The 17,309-nt window shown below is 63.7% G+C and carries 14 protein-coding genes; 5 read left to right on the plus strand and 9 right to left on the minus strand.

Annotated features, from left to right (window positions below):
* Positions 1 to 170 precede the first annotated feature (170 nt).
* The 3 genes from QMX78_RS13775 to QMX78_RS13785 all read right to left on the minus strand — a co-directional run bounded on the left by QMX78_RS13775 (position 171) and on the right by QMX78_RS13785 (position 2,677).
* Entirely contained in the window at positions 171 to 806 is a 636-nt protein-coding gene (locus QMX78_RS13775) for an HAD family hydrolase (protein WP_282270495.1), read from the minus strand.
* Positions 806 to 1,540, minus strand: a complete 735-nt coding sequence (locus QMX78_RS13780) for a hypothetical protein (RefSeq protein WP_282270497.1) — start codon at positions 1,538 to 1,540, stop codon at positions 806 to 808. Before QMX78_RS13780 ends, QMX78_RS13775 begins: the two co-directional genes overlap by 1 nt.
* A gap of 72 nt (positions 1,541 to 1,612) precedes the next feature.
* Positions 1,613 to 2,677, minus strand: coding sequence for an MBL fold metallo-hydrolase (locus QMX78_RS13785; RefSeq protein WP_282270518.1), 1,065 nt, complete (start codon positions 2,675 to 2,677; stop codon positions 1,613 to 1,615).
* A 132-nt stretch (positions 2,678 to 2,809) separates the two neighbouring features.
* Between QMX78_RS13785 and QMX78_RS13790 the strand changes: the two genes are divergently transcribed.
* Both QMX78_RS13790 and QMX78_RS13795 read left to right on the plus strand, forming a co-directional pair.
* Positions 2,810 to 3,436 carry a TetR/AcrR family transcriptional regulator gene (locus tag QMX78_RS13790; RefSeq protein ID WP_282270499.1) on the plus strand — a complete coding sequence of 209 codons (627 nt, stop codon included), beginning with the start codon at positions 2,810 to 2,812 and terminating at the stop codon, positions 3,434 to 3,436.
* 176 nt (positions 3,437 to 3,612) lie between these two features.
* Complete coding sequence (locus QMX78_RS13795) at positions 3,613 to 4,926, plus strand: acetamidase/formamidase family protein (RefSeq protein WP_282270500.1); 1,314 nt, start codon at positions 3,613 to 3,615, stop codon at positions 4,924 to 4,926.
* Between the two features lie 350 nt (positions 4,927 to 5,276).
* On the opposite strand, the gene QMX78_RS13800 is transcribed toward QMX78_RS13795, so the two are convergent.
* Positions 5,277 to 7,211: a M1 family metallopeptidase gene (locus QMX78_RS13800; RefSeq protein WP_282270501.1), complete on the minus strand. Its 1,935-nt coding sequence runs from the start codon at positions 7,209 to 7,211 to the stop codon at positions 5,277 to 5,279.
* A 379-nt stretch (positions 7,212 to 7,590) separates the two neighbouring features.
* Positions 7,591 to 8,355 (minus strand): bifunctional demethylmenaquinone methyltransferase/2-methoxy-6-polyprenyl-1,4-benzoquinol methylase UbiE, encoded by a 765-nt coding sequence (ubiE, locus tag QMX78_RS13805; RefSeq protein WP_282270503.1) that lies wholly within the window; start codon positions 8,353 to 8,355, stop codon positions 7,591 to 7,593.
* Between the two features lie 92 nt (positions 8,356 to 8,447).
* Between ubiE and QMX78_RS13810 the strand changes: the two genes are divergently transcribed.
* Positions 8,448 to 8,900: a nucleoside deaminase gene (locus tag QMX78_RS13810; RefSeq protein WP_282270505.1), complete on the plus strand. Its 453-nt coding sequence runs from the start codon at positions 8,448 to 8,450 to the stop codon at positions 8,898 to 8,900.
* A 119-nt stretch (positions 8,901 to 9,019) separates the two neighbouring features.
* Positions 9,020 to 9,271, plus strand: a complete 252-nt coding sequence (locus QMX78_RS13815) for a hypothetical protein (RefSeq protein ID WP_282270507.1) — start codon at positions 9,020 to 9,022, stop codon at positions 9,269 to 9,271.
* A 254-nt stretch (positions 9,272 to 9,525) separates the two neighbouring features.
* Here QMX78_RS13815 and smeE read toward each other — a convergent pair whose 3' ends face one another.
* Positions 9,526 to 12,672, minus strand: a complete 3,147-nt coding sequence (gene smeE / locus QMX78_RS13820) for a multidrug efflux RND transporter permease subunit SmeE (protein ID WP_282270509.1) — start codon at positions 12,670 to 12,672, stop codon at positions 9,526 to 9,528.
* Between the two features lie 12 nt (positions 12,673 to 12,684).
* Positions 12,685 to 13,869: an efflux RND transporter periplasmic adaptor subunit gene (locus tag QMX78_RS13825; protein WP_282270510.1), complete on the minus strand. Its 1,185-nt coding sequence runs from the start codon at positions 13,867 to 13,869 to the stop codon at positions 12,685 to 12,687.
* A gap of 231 nt (positions 13,870 to 14,100) precedes the next feature.
* Between QMX78_RS13825 and QMX78_RS13830 the strand changes: the two genes are divergently transcribed.
* Positions 14,101 to 14,769, plus strand: coding sequence for a TetR family transcriptional regulator (locus QMX78_RS13830; RefSeq protein WP_282270512.1), 669 nt, complete (start codon positions 14,101 to 14,103; stop codon positions 14,767 to 14,769).
* Between the two features lie 294 nt (positions 14,770 to 15,063).
* On the opposite strand, the gene hslU is transcribed toward QMX78_RS13830, so the two are convergent.
* Entirely contained in the window at positions 15,064 to 16,440 is a 1,377-nt protein-coding gene (hslU, locus tag QMX78_RS13835) for an ATP-dependent protease ATPase subunit HslU (RefSeq protein WP_282270514.1), read from the minus strand.
* Between the two features lie 29 nt (positions 16,441 to 16,469).
* On the minus strand, positions 16,470 to 17,021 hold the full coding sequence (gene hslV, locus QMX78_RS13840; protein WP_282270516.1) for an ATP-dependent protease subunit HslV: 552 nt from the start codon (positions 17,019 to 17,021) through the stop codon (positions 16,470 to 16,472).
* Positions 17,022 to 17,309 lie beyond the last annotated feature (288 nt).

The following is a 17,309-nucleotide window of genomic DNA, read 5'->3' on the forward strand; positions in this document are numbered from 1 at the left end:
ACCCGCAACCCCGCCGGCCCCTTCACTGCTGTCGGCGGGGCTAACCCCGCGAAGCTCCCTCTCCGTCAGGTTGCAGAACACGCCTGCAATCCAGCATTGCCAGCTTCGCGGCTTACGCCGCTCCTACAAGTGGCTTCACCGGTAACGCCTCAGCCGAGCATGGCTCGGCTCTAGCGGGATTCCGCGGCCCGCCACTGCTGCAGCAGCTGCGCACAATCCCGCAGCTGCCATTGCGCCATGCCCGGCCACGGATCATCCGGCACATTGACCAGGACCCCCGGCACACCCGCTGCTTTCGCCGTGGCCAGATCGTAGTAATGATCCCCGACCATCCGCATCTGCGCCGGCAGCACCTGCCAGCGCTCGGCAAAGAACTGCAGGCCAGCCGGCGACGGCTTTGGCTCCACTTCCCAGCGGCCGATGATCTCATCGACAGCAAAACACTCCGCCACACCAATCGCCGCCAGGGTCACTTCGGCCAGCTCACGCGCATTGCGGGTAAGGATGCCCAAGCGGCACCCAGCGGCATGCAGCGCGCGGATCAAGGCCACCGCTCCCGGCGCCGCGACCGACGCTTCGGCCAGTTCCCGCTCGTGCTGCATCAGCCAGGCATGGCTATCCGCGGCCTGCTGCGCCGGTAGGCTGGCCAGATGCTCAAGAATGTCCGCGCCGGATGGAATCTGCAGCTCGCGCCGGATCAATTCAAAGTCATGCACCGGCTCGGTCAGGGTGCCGTCCATGTCGAACACCCAATGACGGCTGGCGGCGACGTCGCAACGCCCCGCCACATCAGCGAGCACCGGCATCAATCCCAGTTCGGCATCTGGCTGCCATCCAGCCCGCCAACCTCGAACACCGCCTTGCGGGTGCCACCGGCCAGCACCGGGAACTCGATCTCGATGACCTTGGCCTTGCGTGCCTGCCGCCACAGGCCGCGGTTGTCATCGATGAACATGGCGATGGCCTCATCGGTATCCGGGCGGTGCGCGGCCATGTTGCGGGCCGGCGCACCATCGACGCTGACCTTGACCTGGCAGGCGCGGTAGCAGGCCTTGGCGAAGTCGCTGGACTGCAGCACCAGGTAGGCGTGGCGCTTCCACTCCGGGTGATCGCGGAACACCAGGTTCACCTGTTTGGCACCGGTGCTGTCCACTTCCACGCGGTCCTTGCTGTAGATCGCCGCCGAACGCTGGGTGCCGCCCTTGACCGGCACCTGGTTGTAATTCCACAGGGCCTGCATGCGGCGCAGCTCGCTGGCCGCAACCGCCTTCTCCCGGACCTCGGCAAAGCCCGGCTCGATGCGCTTGGCGGTCTCCGAATCCGGAAACTGATCCAGCAACGCAGCACCGTGGATACGTGCCTTCTCCCAATCGGTGGCGGTGATCGCAGCGTCATACAGCTTGCCGATGCCTTCGGCGTCCGCTTCGCGCTTGGCCCGCTCCTGGGCGGCGGCGGCCTCTTGCTGCTGGCGCTCGGCCTCCGGGTTGCTGCAGGCAGTCAGGGCAAAGACGCAAAGCGCGCCGAGGATCAGGGGTTTCATCAAACAGCTCCAGTGAACGGGGCGCGTGGTGAGCGCGATAGGCTTCACTTTAGAGCATGTTGGGACGCGGGATCAGCGCCTGCCGTTGGCATCGACACCGTCAAGCTCACCCACCCGCCACCAATGCGTTGAAGGCGCAGGCGCACGGATATCCAGACGCTCGCCCATCTGCGGCGCGGTCAGCTCCACGCCCTGCTCCGCCGCCAGTGCGGTAATCCGCTCGAACGGCTCCGTCCACGCGTGCAGGGCCAGATCAAACGTGCCGTTGTGGATCGGCATCATCACCTTGCCGCGTACATCCAGATGCGCCTGCAGGCTCTGCTCCGGCTGCATGTGCACGCCGGGCCACTGTTCGTCGTAAGCACCGGTCTCGACCATCGCCAGGTCGAACGGACCGTAACGCTCGCCGATCTTCGCGAAGCCATCGAAGTAACCACTGTCGCCGCTGAAGAAAATGCGTGTGCGACCGGTATCGATCACCCACGATGCCCACAAGGTGCGGTTGCCGTCGGACAAACCGCGACCAGAGAAGTGCTGCGCTGGTGTTGCCGCGATTTTCAGGCCTTCAATCCGCGTTTCCTGCCACCAGTCGAGCTGGGTGATCTTCTCCTGCGGCACGCCCCAGGCCAGCAGGCGATCGCCCACGCCCAGCGCAGTGACGAAGTGCCGCACCTTCGGCGCCAGCGCCAACACCGCGTCATGGTCGAGGTGATCGTAGTGGTCGTGGGAGATGATGACGCCGGTGATCTCGGGCAACTCCTCGATCGACAGCGGCGGTGCATGGAAGCGCTTCGGCCCCATGAACGAGAACGGCGACACGCGCTCGGAGAACACCGGGTCGGTCAGCCAGAAGTGACCATCCAGCTTCATCAACATGGTCGAGTGACCCAATCGCCACAGGCTGTCGTCCGGTGCGTCCAGCAAGGCCTGCCGGGTCAAGGTGTGCACTGGAATCGCTACCTGCGGCGTGGCATCGGCCGGCTTGTCGAACAGGAAGCGCCACCACACCTTCACGCCACGCACGAAACCGAGCGGGGCCTGCTTGGCCACGTTGTGGAAACGCCCCTCGCCGTATTGCGGCGACTGGTCATAGGAAGCGGCGGGATGCGCACCGCAGGTCAGCAAGCCAATGGACATGGCGATCAACACCGTAATGGGGAGAAGGAAACGAGGCAGGCGACGCTTCATGGCTGGGCTTGCCGGTAAAAGTACACTCACGAGTCTACTTCCATTTCAAGGAAAGTAAACTGAACGGTGTAAAATGAGCGGATGACCGACACCAAGCGCCCGCTCCGCCTGACCGACCGCAAACGCGAGGCCATCCTGCGCGCGGCAGTAGCCGAGTTCCGCGAGCTGGGCTTTGCCGGCACCAGCATGGACCGCGTCGCCGCCACCGCCGAGGTGTCCAAGCGCACGGTCTACAACCACTTCGCCAGCAAGGACGAGCTGTTCACCGCCATCCTCTGGCAGCTGTGGGAAGCGAGCCAGTCGCTGGACGCACTCGCCTACGATCCTGCCCGGCCACTGCGCGAGCAGTTGCTGGCCTTCGTCGCGCAGAAGCTGCGCCTGCTCAGCGACGCCAGCTTCATCGACCTGTCGCGGGTGGCCATGGCCGAGCTGGTGCATGCGCCGGAACGGGCGCGGGCGATGATGGACAAGCTGGCCGAGAAGGAAGAAGGCCTGACCACCTGGATACGCGCAGCACAGGCCGACCACCGCCTGCGCGACGACATCACCCCGGCCGAGGCCGCCCACCAGCTGCAGGGCATGGTCAAGGCATTCGCGTTCTGGCCACAGATCGCGATGGGCGCTGCTCCCTTGGATGACCGCGCGCAGCAACGGGTGATGCACGACTGCGTGGACATGTTCCTGGCGGTGCGCGCGCTCACGCCCTGAGTGCAGCGCACGCCCACTCCGGTAGCGTGCAGCCTGCTGCAGGAATCAACCCTCCCCCCACTACACGAACGATCGGAGTGACTACAGATGTAGTTACCTTTGACACTGCGACGGCAGCCTGCCCGTTCGTACACTCCGCGAACACGCCCACCGGGCCCTTCGCAGACACACGCAACGTGCGCACCTCACTGAAATGGTCTTCGCTGTTGTTGTCCGTACTACCGCTCCACGCCCTCGCCGCCGACCAATGGATACTGGCCACTGACCTATGGGGTAACAGCGCCAAGCAGACTTTGAATCTGGACGTAAAAGGCGCGCGTGCCAGCGGGACACTGGGCGGTGATCCGATCAGCGGTACGTTGAACGGTGCGCAGCTGAAGTTCACCGCCACCGGCAGCGACGGTCAGGTCTATCACTACGACGGCCGCATCGATGGCAACCGCATGCAGGGCCGCAGCGACGAGCCGGACACCAACAACCGCAGCGCGCGTGCAGCGCATGATTTTAGCGCCTGGCGGGTGCCGGCGCGGCCGGACACCGCACCGCGCCTGCACGACTTCACGCCCAGCGATTACTCCAATACCTTCAGCGCCGACCGCGCGCCGGCGCTGGTGATCTGGCCTGGCGACTCGGTGCGGACCAAAACCCTGGATTCCGGCGGTGTCGATGAAAACGGCATTACCCGCGCCTTGTTCGGCAACCCGCAGGTCGGACCGTTCTTCGTCGCCGGTGCCGAGCCCGGCGATACGCTGGCGATCACCATCAGCTCGCTGAAACTCAACCGCGACTACGCCGACAGCCTCGACGGCATCGTCGGCCGCCTGAAGACACCGCGCATCGCCACCGAGACCGCGACGCTGGGCAAGCCGGTGCGTTGGGAACTGGACCGCGTACGCGGCACGGCGCGCCCGCAAGGTGCCAGCGGCGCGTTGAAGCACTTCGAGATCCCGGTCAAGCCGATGCTCGGCGGTCTCGCGGTGGCACCGGGCTTTGGCTATCCGCCGTTCTCCACCGGCGACACCAGCGACTTCGGCGGCAACATGGATTTCAACGCCGTGGTCGAAGGCAACACGGTTTACCTGGAGGTGCAGCAGCCCGGCGCATTGCTGTATGTCGGTGACGGCCATGCGCTGCAGGGCGACGGTGAAACCAGCCAATGGGCGCTGGAGACATCGCTGGACGTGGTGCTGAAGATTGAACTGATCAAGAAGCAGTCCATCGCCACGCCGCGCGTGGAATCACCGACGCAGATCATGACCCTGGGGCAGGCAGGCTCCAGTGACGATGCACTGCGGCTGGCGACCTCAGGAATGCTGCAGTGGCTGCGCCAGTCCCATGGACTGGATATGTCGCAGGCTACCCAGGTGCTGGGCGTGGCGGTGCAGTACAGCGTGGTCAACCTGGCAGGTCGCAGCGTGGGAGTAGCGGCGAAGATCGACAAGGCGGTGCTGAAGGACCTGCCGCTTGCGGCGGCAAAGCGCAGCAATTGAGGGCCGCGGTCGAAGTCTGATTGCATCTACGGTGCAGGAAGCCGACGCGCTCGGCACCTTCCTACAACCTGCTCAACACCGCCGCTGTCATGTATGTAGTGCCGAGCCATGCTCGGCAGAGGCCTTACCGGTAGCGTCCAGCCGAGCATGGCTCGGCTCTACAAAATCGGCAGAGGCCTTACCGGTAACGCCCAGCCGAGCATGGCTCGGCTCTACCAAAGGCTCCGCTCGAAGGGTCCCGGGTGCGCTGCGCTTACCCGGGCTACACAATTACCCTCAGATTTGAAGGCCGCACAAAAACAAACGGCGAGCCGAAGCTCGCCGTTTGCTTTGAAGCCTGCTGACGCCGATTACTGCTTCGGCGCAGCTTCCGCCTTGGCGATCATCGCTTCCACCGAGGCGGTGGTGATCGGGTGGTAGCCCGGCTTGGCCTTGGCGAACACGTCCTTGGCGAAGGCCAGACCTTCCGGCGTCTTCAGCAGTTCAGCGTAGATCGGCAGCACCAGCTTGCGGCGGCCGACCTTCTGGATGAACTCACCAGCGGCAGCCTGTGCATCGGTGTAACCGCTGCGGATTGCCAGCGGGTACCAACGCATCGCGATCTCGCCGTTCGGGGTGCCGGTGAAGTGGTAACCCTTGTCCAGCTGGGCCAGCTTCTCGACCGGCAGCTTCTCGCCCATGCCATCGATGAAACGCACCCATTCCTGGGTGTTCCACTCGCGGGTCACTTGGTTGTTCGGCAGCGAGTCGCTGCCCAGGAAGGCGATGCGTGCCGTGTCGACCACGGCGAAGTTGCGCGAACGGGCCTTGCTGGCGAACGCCGGGATGCCCGGCTCTTCCAGCCATGCCTTCAGCTCGGCATCGGTGACCGCCGTCGGATTCTTCGGCAGCAGGTTCTTCTTCATGTACTCGACAAACTGGTCGGTGTTGGCGCTCTGGAACGCATGGTCGTCGAACCAGCCACGCAGGAACGGATCAAACACCGCACGGCCAAAACGCTGCTCCAGGAACTGCAGGAACCACGCGCCCTTGACGTAAGCCACCTGGCTGAGCGCATCGTCCGGGTCACGCTCGTTGAGCGGCGGCAGCGCCAGCGCCTGGTCGGCCGGGCTCATGTCCTTCACTTCGTTGAGCAGGTCGGTCTGGTCGATCTCGCGCTCCATCTCGGCCATTTCGACGCCATACAGCGCTTCGGTGATGCGGCCCTGCACGTAGGTGGTGAAACCTTCGTTGAGCCAGATGTCCTTCCAGCTGGCGTTGGTCACCAGGTTGCCGGACCAGCTATGCGCCAGTTCGTGCGCGACCAGCGACACCAGCGACTTGTCGCCAACGATGACGGTCGGGGTAGCGAAGGTCAGGCGCGGGTTTTCCATGCCACCGAACGGGAACGACGGCGGCAGCACCAGCATGTCGTAACGGCCCCAACGGTATTCGCCATACAGGTTCTCGGCGGCACCGATCATCTTCTCGGTGTCTTCGAATTCCTTGACGGCCTTGTTGACCATGGTCGGCTCGGCCCACACGCCGGAACGCTCGGAGATCGGTTCGAATACCAGGTCGCCAGCAGCGATGGCCAGCAGGTAGGACGGAATCGGCTGCGGCATCTTGAAGGCGTAATCGCCATCGCGTGCGGCCTTGGGATCGTTGTCGGCGCTCATCAGCACCATTACGTCCGGGCGGCTGGTGACGTGCGCGCTATAGGTGAAGCGGACGCTCGGGGTGTCCTGCAACGGCACCCAGGAACGGGCGTGGATCGCCTGCGACTGGCTGAACATGAAGGGCAGCTTCTTGCCCTCGGTCATCGACGGCTCCAGCCACTGCAGGCCGGAAGCGGTCGGCGCGGTGTGGTAGGTGATGCGCACCGAGGTCGGCTGGGCCGGGGTTTCGATGCTCAGCTTGCTGCCGAACACCTTGTCGGCCGGCGCCAGCACGAACTGCAGCGGGGTGGCAGCGCCATCGGCGGCGAGGGCCTCGACCTTCTCAACGGTCAGCTCGCGGGTATCGAGCAGCAGCTGCTTGGCAGCCTTGTCCTTCCACTCCAGCGTATAGGTGGCGGTGCCGCCGATCTGCTTGGCGTCGAAATCGACCTTCAGGTCCAGCGCCACGTCCTTGATGACGACCTTCTCGGGTTCAGCGTAGGAGCTTTCATCGTGGCTGCGGCTGACGGTATTCACGGCGGCGGCGGGCTTCTGGGCGACGGGGTCGACGGTGGGGGCTGCGGGTTCTTTGGCACAGCCGGCGACAAGCGCCACGGCCAGGGGCAGCATCAGGAACGAAGAACGCATTGATCTGGAACCGGTTCAGGGGATAACCGTTGATTTTAAACCTGAAAGGCTTTGATGGATGCGGCAGTGCGGCAAGCGGCTCCCCCGCAGGCTTTGCGGAAGCTGCCCGAATGCCTGAATCAACTCACGGATCACAGTAGTGCCGAGCCATGCTCGGCAAGGGCCTTACCAGCAGAGGCAAAAGCTGAAAAAGCCACCCCTCCCCAGCCCTCCCCTTGGCCTGCGGCCAAAGGGAGGGGCAAAGGCGTAGTGCCGAGCCATGCTCGGCAGGGGCCTTGCCGACAAAGGCAAAGGCAAAACCAAAAACCAAAACCACCGCCCCACCTACAAAAAAAGCGGCCAATGGCCGCCTTTCCTCGCCACACCCAGCAAGCAAGCCTCAAAGCTTGTAACCCGAGTGAATCGACACAATACCCGCGCTCAGGTTCTTGTAATGGCAGCGGCCAAAACCCGCCTCGCTCATCATCGCCTTCAGCTCTTCCTGCGGCGGGTGCTTGCGGATGCTCTCGGCCAGGTATTGGTAGCTGTCGGCATCACCGCGCGCAAACAGCTTGCCCAGTTTTGGCAGCACCTTGAACGAATGGAAATCGTAGACAGGCTTGAACCAGTCCACGGTCACTTCCGAGAACTCCAGCACGCGCGCCTGCCCGCCTACCTTCAGCACCCGGTACATCTCGCGCAGCGCGGCTTCCTTGTCGGTCACGTTGCGCAGGCCGAAGGAAATCGTCACCAGGTCGAAGCTCTGGTCCGGGAACGGCAGCGCCTCCGCATTGAGCTGCACCCACTCGAAGCCCGATACCTGGCCGCGGTTGGTCAGACGGTCGCGCCCCACCGACAACATGCCGGCATTGATATCACCCAGCACCACGCTGCCCTCAGCGCCGATGCGCTCTTTCAGCAGTACCGCGATGTCACCGGTACCGCCGGCCAGATCCAGCACGCGGTCGCCCGGCTTCACCTGCGCGGTAGCGACGAAGTAGCGCTTCCACAGCCGATGAATACCCAGGCTCATCAGGTCGTTCATCAGGTCGTAGTTGTCGGCCACGGAAGTGAACACCTGGCCGACAAGCTTCTGCTTGTCCTTGGCCGGTACATCGCGGAAGCCGAAGTGGGTGGTGCCGGTCTTGTAGGGGGATTCGCTCATGGCGCCGATTATCGCACCGACAGCCCGATTGCGCCGCCAGCAGGCTGAATCCGGCCGCTATGATGATCGCCACGGCACCACAAGGACCTTGCATGATCACCACCCCGGACTACCGCGCCCTGCTCGAAACCGCCATCGCCGAAGCCCGCCAGGGCCTGGCCGAAGGCGGCATCCCGATTGGCGCGGCGCTGTACCACAACGATGGCCGCCTGCTCGGCTGCGGCCACAACCGCCGCATCCAGGAAGGCGACCCGTCCATCCATGGCGAAACCGACGCCTTCCGCAAGGCCGGCCGCCAGCGTGGCTACCGCAACACCATCATGGTCACCACCCTGGCCCCGTGCTGGTACTGCAGCGGGCTGGTCCGCCAGTTCAACATCGGCACCGTGGTAGTGGGTGAATCGGTCAGTTTCCCCGGTGGAATCGACTGGTTGCGCGAAAACGGCGTGAACGTCATCGACCTGAATGACGCCAGCTGCATCGACATGATGGGCCGCTATATCGCCGAGAACCCGGATGTCTGGAATGAAGATATCGGCGAGTAACGTGACGTTATCTGAACAAATCCCTATTAATCTCATAGGGAAATTAGACGCTGTAGCCAGATCGTAAGAAAAACAGCGTTATGCTCGGGGTACAGGGGCACTGCCATCGAGGTGAAGCGATGTATACAACGCCCATCCAACACAGCAGTCGCCAATCCCTCCAGCGTGCTGGGGAGCAATTGCGACAGCAGTACGCACGACATCGCTGCTCGGCCCCGTTCTGGGATGCCTACCAACAGGTTCAACGTGAACTGGTAGCGGCATATCCGGAACGTCAGGCCGAGCTCTGCAACCGCCTGGCGGTATTTGCCCAACGCTTGGGCGCGGTTGAGCAGGCCCAGTTACTGGAGCTGGCGGTCAACGAAGCATAAAAAAAACCGGGCCTGGCCCGGTTTTTTTTGCTCCGATTCCGGTAGTGCCGAGCCATGCTCGGCAGGGGCTTGCCCGGTAGCCCACCAGGTTTGTAGGAGCGGCATAAGCCGCGAAGCTGGCATCGCTGAAATCACCAGGATGTGGGTCACCTGACGAAACCCGGCTTCGCGGCTTACGCCGCTCCTACAAAAAAAACATAAACAAAAACAAAAGACGCCTTTCGGCGCCTTTTGCTTGCAACTGCCCTGCCCTGTTACTGCTGCGGCAGGTCGCCGTTTTTGGCCAGCTGCTTGCGATTGAACAAGCGCTGCACCACCACGAAGAACAGCGGGATGAAGAACAGGCCGAGCAAGGTGCCCACCACCATGCCGCCCAGCACGCCGGTACCGATGGCGCGCTGTGCACCCGAGCCCGCGCCGGAGGCGATCGCCAGCGGCAACACGCCCAGACCGAAGGCCAGCGAAGTCATGATGATCGGACGCAGACGGTCGCGGACCGCGTGCATCGTCGCTTCGATCACGCCCGCACCCTTCTCAAGATGCTCCTTGGCAAACTCGACGATCAGGATCGCGTTCTTCGAGGTCAAACCCACGGTGGTCAACATCGCCACCTGGAAGTACACGTCACGCTCCATGCCGCGCATGGTGTTGGCCAGCACCGCGCCGAGAATACCCAGCGGGGCAACCATCAGCACCGCGGTCGGCACGCTCCAGCTTTCATACAGCGCAGCCAGGCACAGGAACACGATCAGCAGCGACAGCGTGTACAGCAGCGGCGTCTGCGAACCGGCTTCGCGTTCCTGGTAGGACACGGCCGTCCACTCGATGCTGAAACCGGCCGGCAGCTGCTTGGCCAGCTTTTCCACTTCCAGCATGGCGTCGCCCGAGGCCACGCCCGGTGCGGCTTCACCCTGGATTTCCAGTGCGGAGACACCGTTGTAACGCTCCAGACGCGGCGAGCCGTAATCCCAACGCTGGCTGGCGAAGGCCGAGAACGGCACCATCTGGCCGGAGGTGTTCTTCACCGTCCACAGGTTGAAGTCTTCCGGGTTCATGCGGAAGCCGTCATCGGCCTGCACGTAGACGCGCTTGACGCGGCCACGGTCGATGAAGTCATCGACGTAGCTCGAACCCCAGGCGGTGGCCAGCGTGCTGTTGATGGTGTCCAGCGACAGACCATGCGCACCGGCCTTGGCCACGTCGATGTCCAGGCGCAGCTGCGGGGTGTCATCCAGGCCGTTCGGGCGCACGTTGGCCAGCAGCTTGCTTTCGCCCGCCATGCCCAACAGCTGGTTGCGTGCATTGACCAACGCATCGTGGCCCTGCCCGGAGTTGTCCTTCAGGAAGAAGGTGTAACCCGAGGCGATACCCAGCTCCGGCATGGCCGGCGGCGGGAAGGCGAAGATGAAGGCGTCCTTGATCTGGCCCAGTGCTGCCATCGCTCGTCCGGTGATCGGCCCAACGCCCTGGTCGGCACTGCGCTCGCTCCAGTCCTTGAGCTTGACGAAGGCCATGCCCGAGTTCTGGCCCATGCCGGAGAAGCTGAAGCCCTGCACCGAGAACACCGATTCAACCGCGTCCTTCTCGTTCTTCAGGAAGTGGTCTTCCAGCTTGTAGATCGACTCCAGGGTACGTTCCTGGGTAGCGCCGACCGGTGCGTTGACCAGCGCCATCAGGATGCCCTGGTCTTCATTGGGCAGGAACGAGCTGGGCAGGCGCACGAACAGCAGGCCCATCACCACCGCCAACGCCAGGAACACCGCCATGAAACGGCCCGGGCGATTGAGGATGCCGCGCACGCCACGCTGGTAGGTGCCACTGGTGCGGTCGAAGCCGTTGTTGAACCAGTTGAAGAAGCGGCCCGAGATGCCCTTGTGGGCAACGTGGTGCTCGCCCTTCTTCAGCGGCTTGAGCATGGTGGCGCACAGCGCCGGGGTCAGCACGATGGCGACCAGCACCGACAAGGCCATCGCCGACACGATCGTCGCCGAGAACTGCCGGTAGATGACGCCGGTGGAGCCGCTCATGAAGGCCATCGGCACGAACACCGCCGACAGCACCAGGCCGATGCCGACCAGCGCGCCGGTGATCTGGCTCATCGACTTGCGGGTGGCCTCCAACGGCGACAGTCCTTCCTCGGACATGATGCGCTCGACGTTCTCCACCACCACGATGGCGTCATCGACCAATAGGCCGATCGCCAGCACCATCGCGAACATGGTCAGCATGTTGATGGAGAAACCCAGCACCGCGAGGATGCCGAAGGTACCCAGCAACACCACCGGCACGGCGATGGTCGGGATCAGGGTGGCGCGGAAGTTCTGCAGGAACAGGTACATCACCACGAACACCAGCACGATGGCCTCGAGCAGGGTCTTGACCACGCCCTTGATCGACACGCGCACGAACGGGGTGGTATCGTACGGAATCACCGCCTTCATGCCGGCCGGGAAGTTGGCCTTCAGTTCGTCCAGCGTCTTGCTCACGCCTTCGGCGGTTTCCAGCGCGTTGGCGCCGGTTGCCAGGGTGATGGCCAGGCCGGAGGCCGGCTTGCCGTTGTAGCGGGTGACGAAGTCGTAGGTTTCAGCGCCCAGCTCGACGCGGGCAACATCGCCCAGCTTCAAGGTGGAGCCGTCACTTTCGGTGCGCACCACGATGTTGCGGAACTGCTCCGGCGTCTGCAGGCGGTCCTGCGCGTTGATGGTGGCGTTGAGCTGCTGGCCCTTGATGGCCGGTGCACCACCCAACTGGCCGACGGCGACCTGCGCGTTCTGCGCCTTGACCGCGGCGGTGACCTCGTCAACCGACACCTTGTAGGTCTGCAGCTTGGTCGGGTCCAGCCAGATGCGCATGGCGTACTTGCCACCGAACACCTGGATCGAGCCCACGCCCGGCACGCGGCTCAGCGGGTCGACGATATTGGAACCGACGTAGTCGGAGATGTCGTTCTCATCCATGCTGCCGTCTTCGGAAACGAAGCCCAGCACGTTGAGGAAGCCCGAGCTGGACTTGGCGACGTTGATGCCCTGGCGCTGCACTTCCTGCGGCAACAGCGGCATCGCCAGCTGCAGCTTGTTCTGCACCTGCACCTGGGCGATGTCGGAGTTGGTGCCGCTCTCGAAGGTCAGGGTGATGCTGGCCTGGCCGTTGGAGGAGCTGTTGGAGGAGAAGTACATCAGGCCGTCCAGGCCCTTCATGTTCTGCTCGATGATCTGCGTCACCGAGTCCTCGACCACCTTGGCCGACGCGCCCGGGTAGCTGGCGGAAATGGACACCGCAGGCGGCGCGACCTCGGGATACATCGAGATCGGCAGCTTGAGCATTGCCAGCGCGCCGGCAAGCATGATGATGATGGCGATGACCCACGCGAAGATGGGCCTGTCGATGAAGAAGCGTGCCATGTAGTTCTCCGCTTACTGCTTTTCAGCCGGCGCCGCGGCAGGCGCGGCGGCTGGCTTGGCGGCTTCGGCACCCTTCTCGGTGGCCTGCACCGGCATCCCCGGGCCAATCTTCTGCAGGCCTTCGACGATGACCTTGTCGCCTGCCTTCAGACCGTCCTCGACCAGCCACTTGTCGCCGATGCTGCGGCTGACCTTGACCGGACGAACGGCAACCTTGCCCTCGGCATCCACCACCATCGCGGAGGTGTCGCCCTTGGGATCACGCGCAATACCCTGCATCGGCACCAGCAGCGCATTCGGCCGCACGCCACTGCCCAGCACCGCACGAACGAACATGCCCGGCATCAGCACCTGGTCCGGATTCTCGACGCGCACGCGCATGGCGTAGCTGCCGGTGGCCGGGTCAACGCTGACTTCGGAGAACTCCAGCTTGCCCTTGTGGGCAAAGGTGCTGCCGTCTTCCAGCACGATGTCAACCGGCAGCTCGGAAGCGCCCTCCAGGCGACCGGCGGCCAGTTCACGGCGCAGCTGCAGCAGCTCGGCCGAGGACTGGGTGACGTCGATATAGATCGGGTCCAGCTGGTTGATGGTGGCCAGCGGATCGGCCTGGCCGGCACTGACCAGCGCGCCCTGGGTAACCGAGGACTTGCCGATCTGGCCGCTGATCGGCGCGGTGATGCGGGCATAGCCCAGCGTCACGTTGGCCGCATCCAGCGATGCACGGGCGGCCAGCACGTCGGCCTCGGCCTGCTTCCACGCGGCCTGTGCGTTCTCGTCGTCCTGCACGCTGATCACCCGCGACTTGACCAGCTCGCTGCTGCGGCGTGCCGCCAGACGAGCGGCGCTGGCAGTGGCCTCGGCGCGGGCCAGCTGTGCACGGGCGCTGTTGGCCTGGGCGCGGTAGGCGGCGTCATCCAGCTGGTACAGGGCATCGCCAGCCTTGACCACGCTGCCTTCGGTGAACAGGCGCTTGGCGACGATGCCACTGACCTGCGGGCGCACTTCGGCGACCTGGTAGCCGTTTGCACGGCCGGCCAGCTCGCGGGTCAAGGTGACCGTTTCCGGCTTCAGCGTGACCACGGTGACCTGACCCGGCCCACCCTGCTGCGGCTGCTCCCCGCCGCCCTTGCAGGCAACGAGCGCGACGGATAGTGCGAGGGAAAGCGCGACGAGACGGTAGCGACTGATAGCAGGCATGGGAGAGGAGCTCAATGGGGAAAAGTGGCGCTCGAGGATCGGGCGGAACATGAGATACGCCCGGGCATATCCTTCCGTACCACATACGTTACGGGTACATCGGTGGCAACCGCCACCACCGCACACATCACGGCCATCCTGCAAAGCAAGCAGCGGAAATATACATACATACACGCTTGTTTGTAAACGAGTACAATTCAGGTCGGTTTCATCCAGCATTTGCACAGCGCAATGGCCAGAAAGACCAAAGAAGAGGCAGCAGCCACCCGCGAAAGCATCCTCGATGCCGCGCTGGCCTGCTTCCATGAACACGGCGTCGCCGGCAGCTCGCTGGCGGCGATAGGCGAGCGCGCGGGCGTCTCCCGCGGCGCGGTGTACTGGCACTTCAAGAACAAGACCGAAGTGCTGGAGGCGATGATCAACCGCGAGCGCGTGCCGTTCATCAAGCGCCTGCAGCAGACCTACTCGCCCCTGCGCAACACGCCGATCCTGGACCTGCGTTCGGCGATGCTGGTGTCCTTGAGTGAGCTCGCCAACGATCCGCGATTGCGCGAGATGATGGAAATCATGCTGCGCAACGACCTGTCCACCGAAAGCCTGGCGATGCAGCAGCTGCAACACGACAGCGTTGAAGAAGAGATGGCGATTTTCCGCCGTGCACTTGAGCGCGCGCGCGAGTTGGACCAGCTGCGCGATGGCGTGAACACCGCAAGCAGCGCGCGCATCCTGCATGCAGGCCTGACCGGCGTGTTGTACAGCGCCATGCTGGAACCCACCCAGTTCGACCTGGAACGTGACAGCCGCGAGATGCTGGACGCGCTGATGGCGCACTACGTGAAGCCCGGCGTATTCGAGCCCGGCTCAGATCCTTCGCCGCTGCCACCACCGGACGAAGACTAAGCCAGCCATGTAGTGCCGAGCCACGCTCTGCAGAGGCCTTACCGAGCAAGCTTGCAGAGCCACAGCAGTCTTGTAGGAGCGGCGTAAGCCGCGAAGCAGGCGAAGGCAAAAGCACCCCTCCCAAACCTCCCCTTGCCTGCGGCAAAGGGAGGGCCAAGGCCGCGGCACCGCTGGACACAGGTAGTGCCGAGCCATGCTCGGCAAGGGGCTTGCTCGCAACACCAGCAGCCAACACACACACAAAAAAACGGCGACACCAACGTGCCGCCGCTTCTCATCAACCCAAACCAACCATCACAGAATATAGCGACTCAGGTCCGGGTCCTTCACCAGCTCACCCAGGTGCTTGTCTACATACGCCGGGTCGATCGCGATGCTGTCGCCATCCCGGTCCGGCGCTTCATAGCTCAAGGTATCCAGCAAGCGCTCCAACACGGTGTGCAGACGACGCGCACCAATGTTCTCCTGACGTTCGTTGACCTGGAACGCAATCTCCGCCAGACGGTCCACCGCCTCGGCAGTGAAATTGACCTTGACGCCCTCGGTCGCCAACAGTGCTTCGTACTGTTTGGTCAACGCCGCCTTCGGCTCGGTGAGGATGCGCACGAAATCATTCTTGCTCAGCGCACCCAGCTCCACGCGGATCGGGAAACGACCCTGCAGCTCGGGAATCAGATCGCTCGGCTTGGCCAGATGGAACGCACCAGAAGCAATGAACAGGATGTGGTCAGTCTTCACCGTGCCGTACTTGGTTGACACATTGGAACCTTCCACCAGCGGCAGCAGATCGCGCTGCACGCCTTCGCGCGAGACATCGCCACCCGACGAACCAGCGTCGCTGCGCTTGGCCACCTTGTCGATCTCGTCGATGAAGACGATGCCGTGTTGCTCACAGGCTTCAACCGCAGCAGCGCGGATGTCGTCTTCGTTGACCAGCTTGGCGGCCTCTTCCTCGATCAGCAGCGGACGCGCGGCCTTGATGCTCAACGTGCGCTTGTTCGACTTGGCGGTGCCGAGATTGGCGAACATCGACTTCAGCTGCTGGCCCATTTCCTCCATGCCCGGCGGGGTCATGATGTCCATGCTGAGGTTGGCAGCGACGTCCAGTTCGATCTCGCGCTCGTCCAGCTCGCCAGCGCGCAGCATGCGGCGGAACTTGATGCGGGTTTCGTTATCGGCAGCCGACGGCTCATTGCGCGCCGCTTCCGGATCAAAGCCAATGCCGACGCTGCGACGCGGCAGCAAGGCGTCAAGAATGCGGTCCTCGGCCTTCTCTTCAGCCTGGGTGCGCACGCGCACCTTGGCCTGCTCGCGGTACAGCTTGACGGCGGTATCGGCCAGGTCACGGATGATCTGCTCCACATCCTTGCCGACGTAGCCGACCTCGGTGAACCGCGTGGCTTCCACCTTGACGAACGGCGCGTTGGCCAGCGTGGCCAGGCGGCGGGCGATTTCAGTCTTGCCGACGCCGGTCGGGCCGATCATCAGGATGTTCTTCGGCATCACCTCATTGCGCAGCTCGACGGGCAGCTGCATGCGCCGCCAGCGGTTGCGCAGCGCGATGGCGACCGCGCGCTTGGCGTCATGCTGGCCGACGATGTGGCGATCCAACTCCTGCACGATCTCGCGCGGGGTCATGGTGGCGGAGGAAACTTCGATCTTGTGGCTCATGGGGTACTCGCGATTGATGGCCAGAGAGCTCAGAGCTCTTCCACCACGACGTTGGTATTGGTGTAGATGCAGATACCGCCAGCGATGTTGATCGCCTCGGTGGCCACGCCACGTGCATCCAGATCGGTGTGCTTGAGCAGTGCGCGCGCCGCGCTGAGCGCGTAGGAACCGCCGGAACCAATGGCGATGATGCCGTCTTCCGGTTCGATCACGTCGCCGGTACCGCTGATGATCAGCGAGGTTTCGCGGTCGGCAACCGCCAGCAGCGCTTCGAGCTTGCCGTAGCGGCGATCGGTACGCCAATCCTTGGCCAGTTCCACCGCCGCGCGGGTCAGCTGGCCGTGCTTTTCCAGCTTGGCTTCAAACAATTCAAACAAGGTGAACGCATCAGCAGCTGCACCGGCAAAACCCGCCAGCACCTGGCCATCGCGGCCAAGCCGGCGCACCTTGCGCGCATTGCCCTTCATCACCGTATGGCCCAGGGTGACCTGACCATCGCCAGCAATCGCCACATGCTCGCCGCGACGCACGCAGCAGATGGTGGTGGCATGAAAAACACTCGGGTTCTGACTGGGGTCCATACGGCCTCCGGAATACTGTTCTCCGGTAATGGGGCCGGTCTGCGCCGCGATCAAGCCTCCCCCCGCCAGCGACAGCCACCATTCAGAAAACCGACACCCCATGTAGTGCCGAGCCATGCTCGGCAAAGGCCTTCCAAGCAATCCAACCGATCACCTTGTAGGAGCGGCGTAAGCCGCGAAGCCGACACCATTGCAACCACAAGAGAGCCCGCAACCTGACAAACCACCCGCCTCGCGGGGCCAGCCCCGGCGTCAACATCATAAACAGCGCCCCCCTTCCCGGCCCCC

Source organism: Stenotrophomonas sp. PS02298, from assembly GCF_029959445.1.
Taxonomy (GTDB): Bacteria; Pseudomonadota; Gammaproteobacteria; order Xanthomonadales; family Xanthomonadaceae; genus Stenotrophomonas.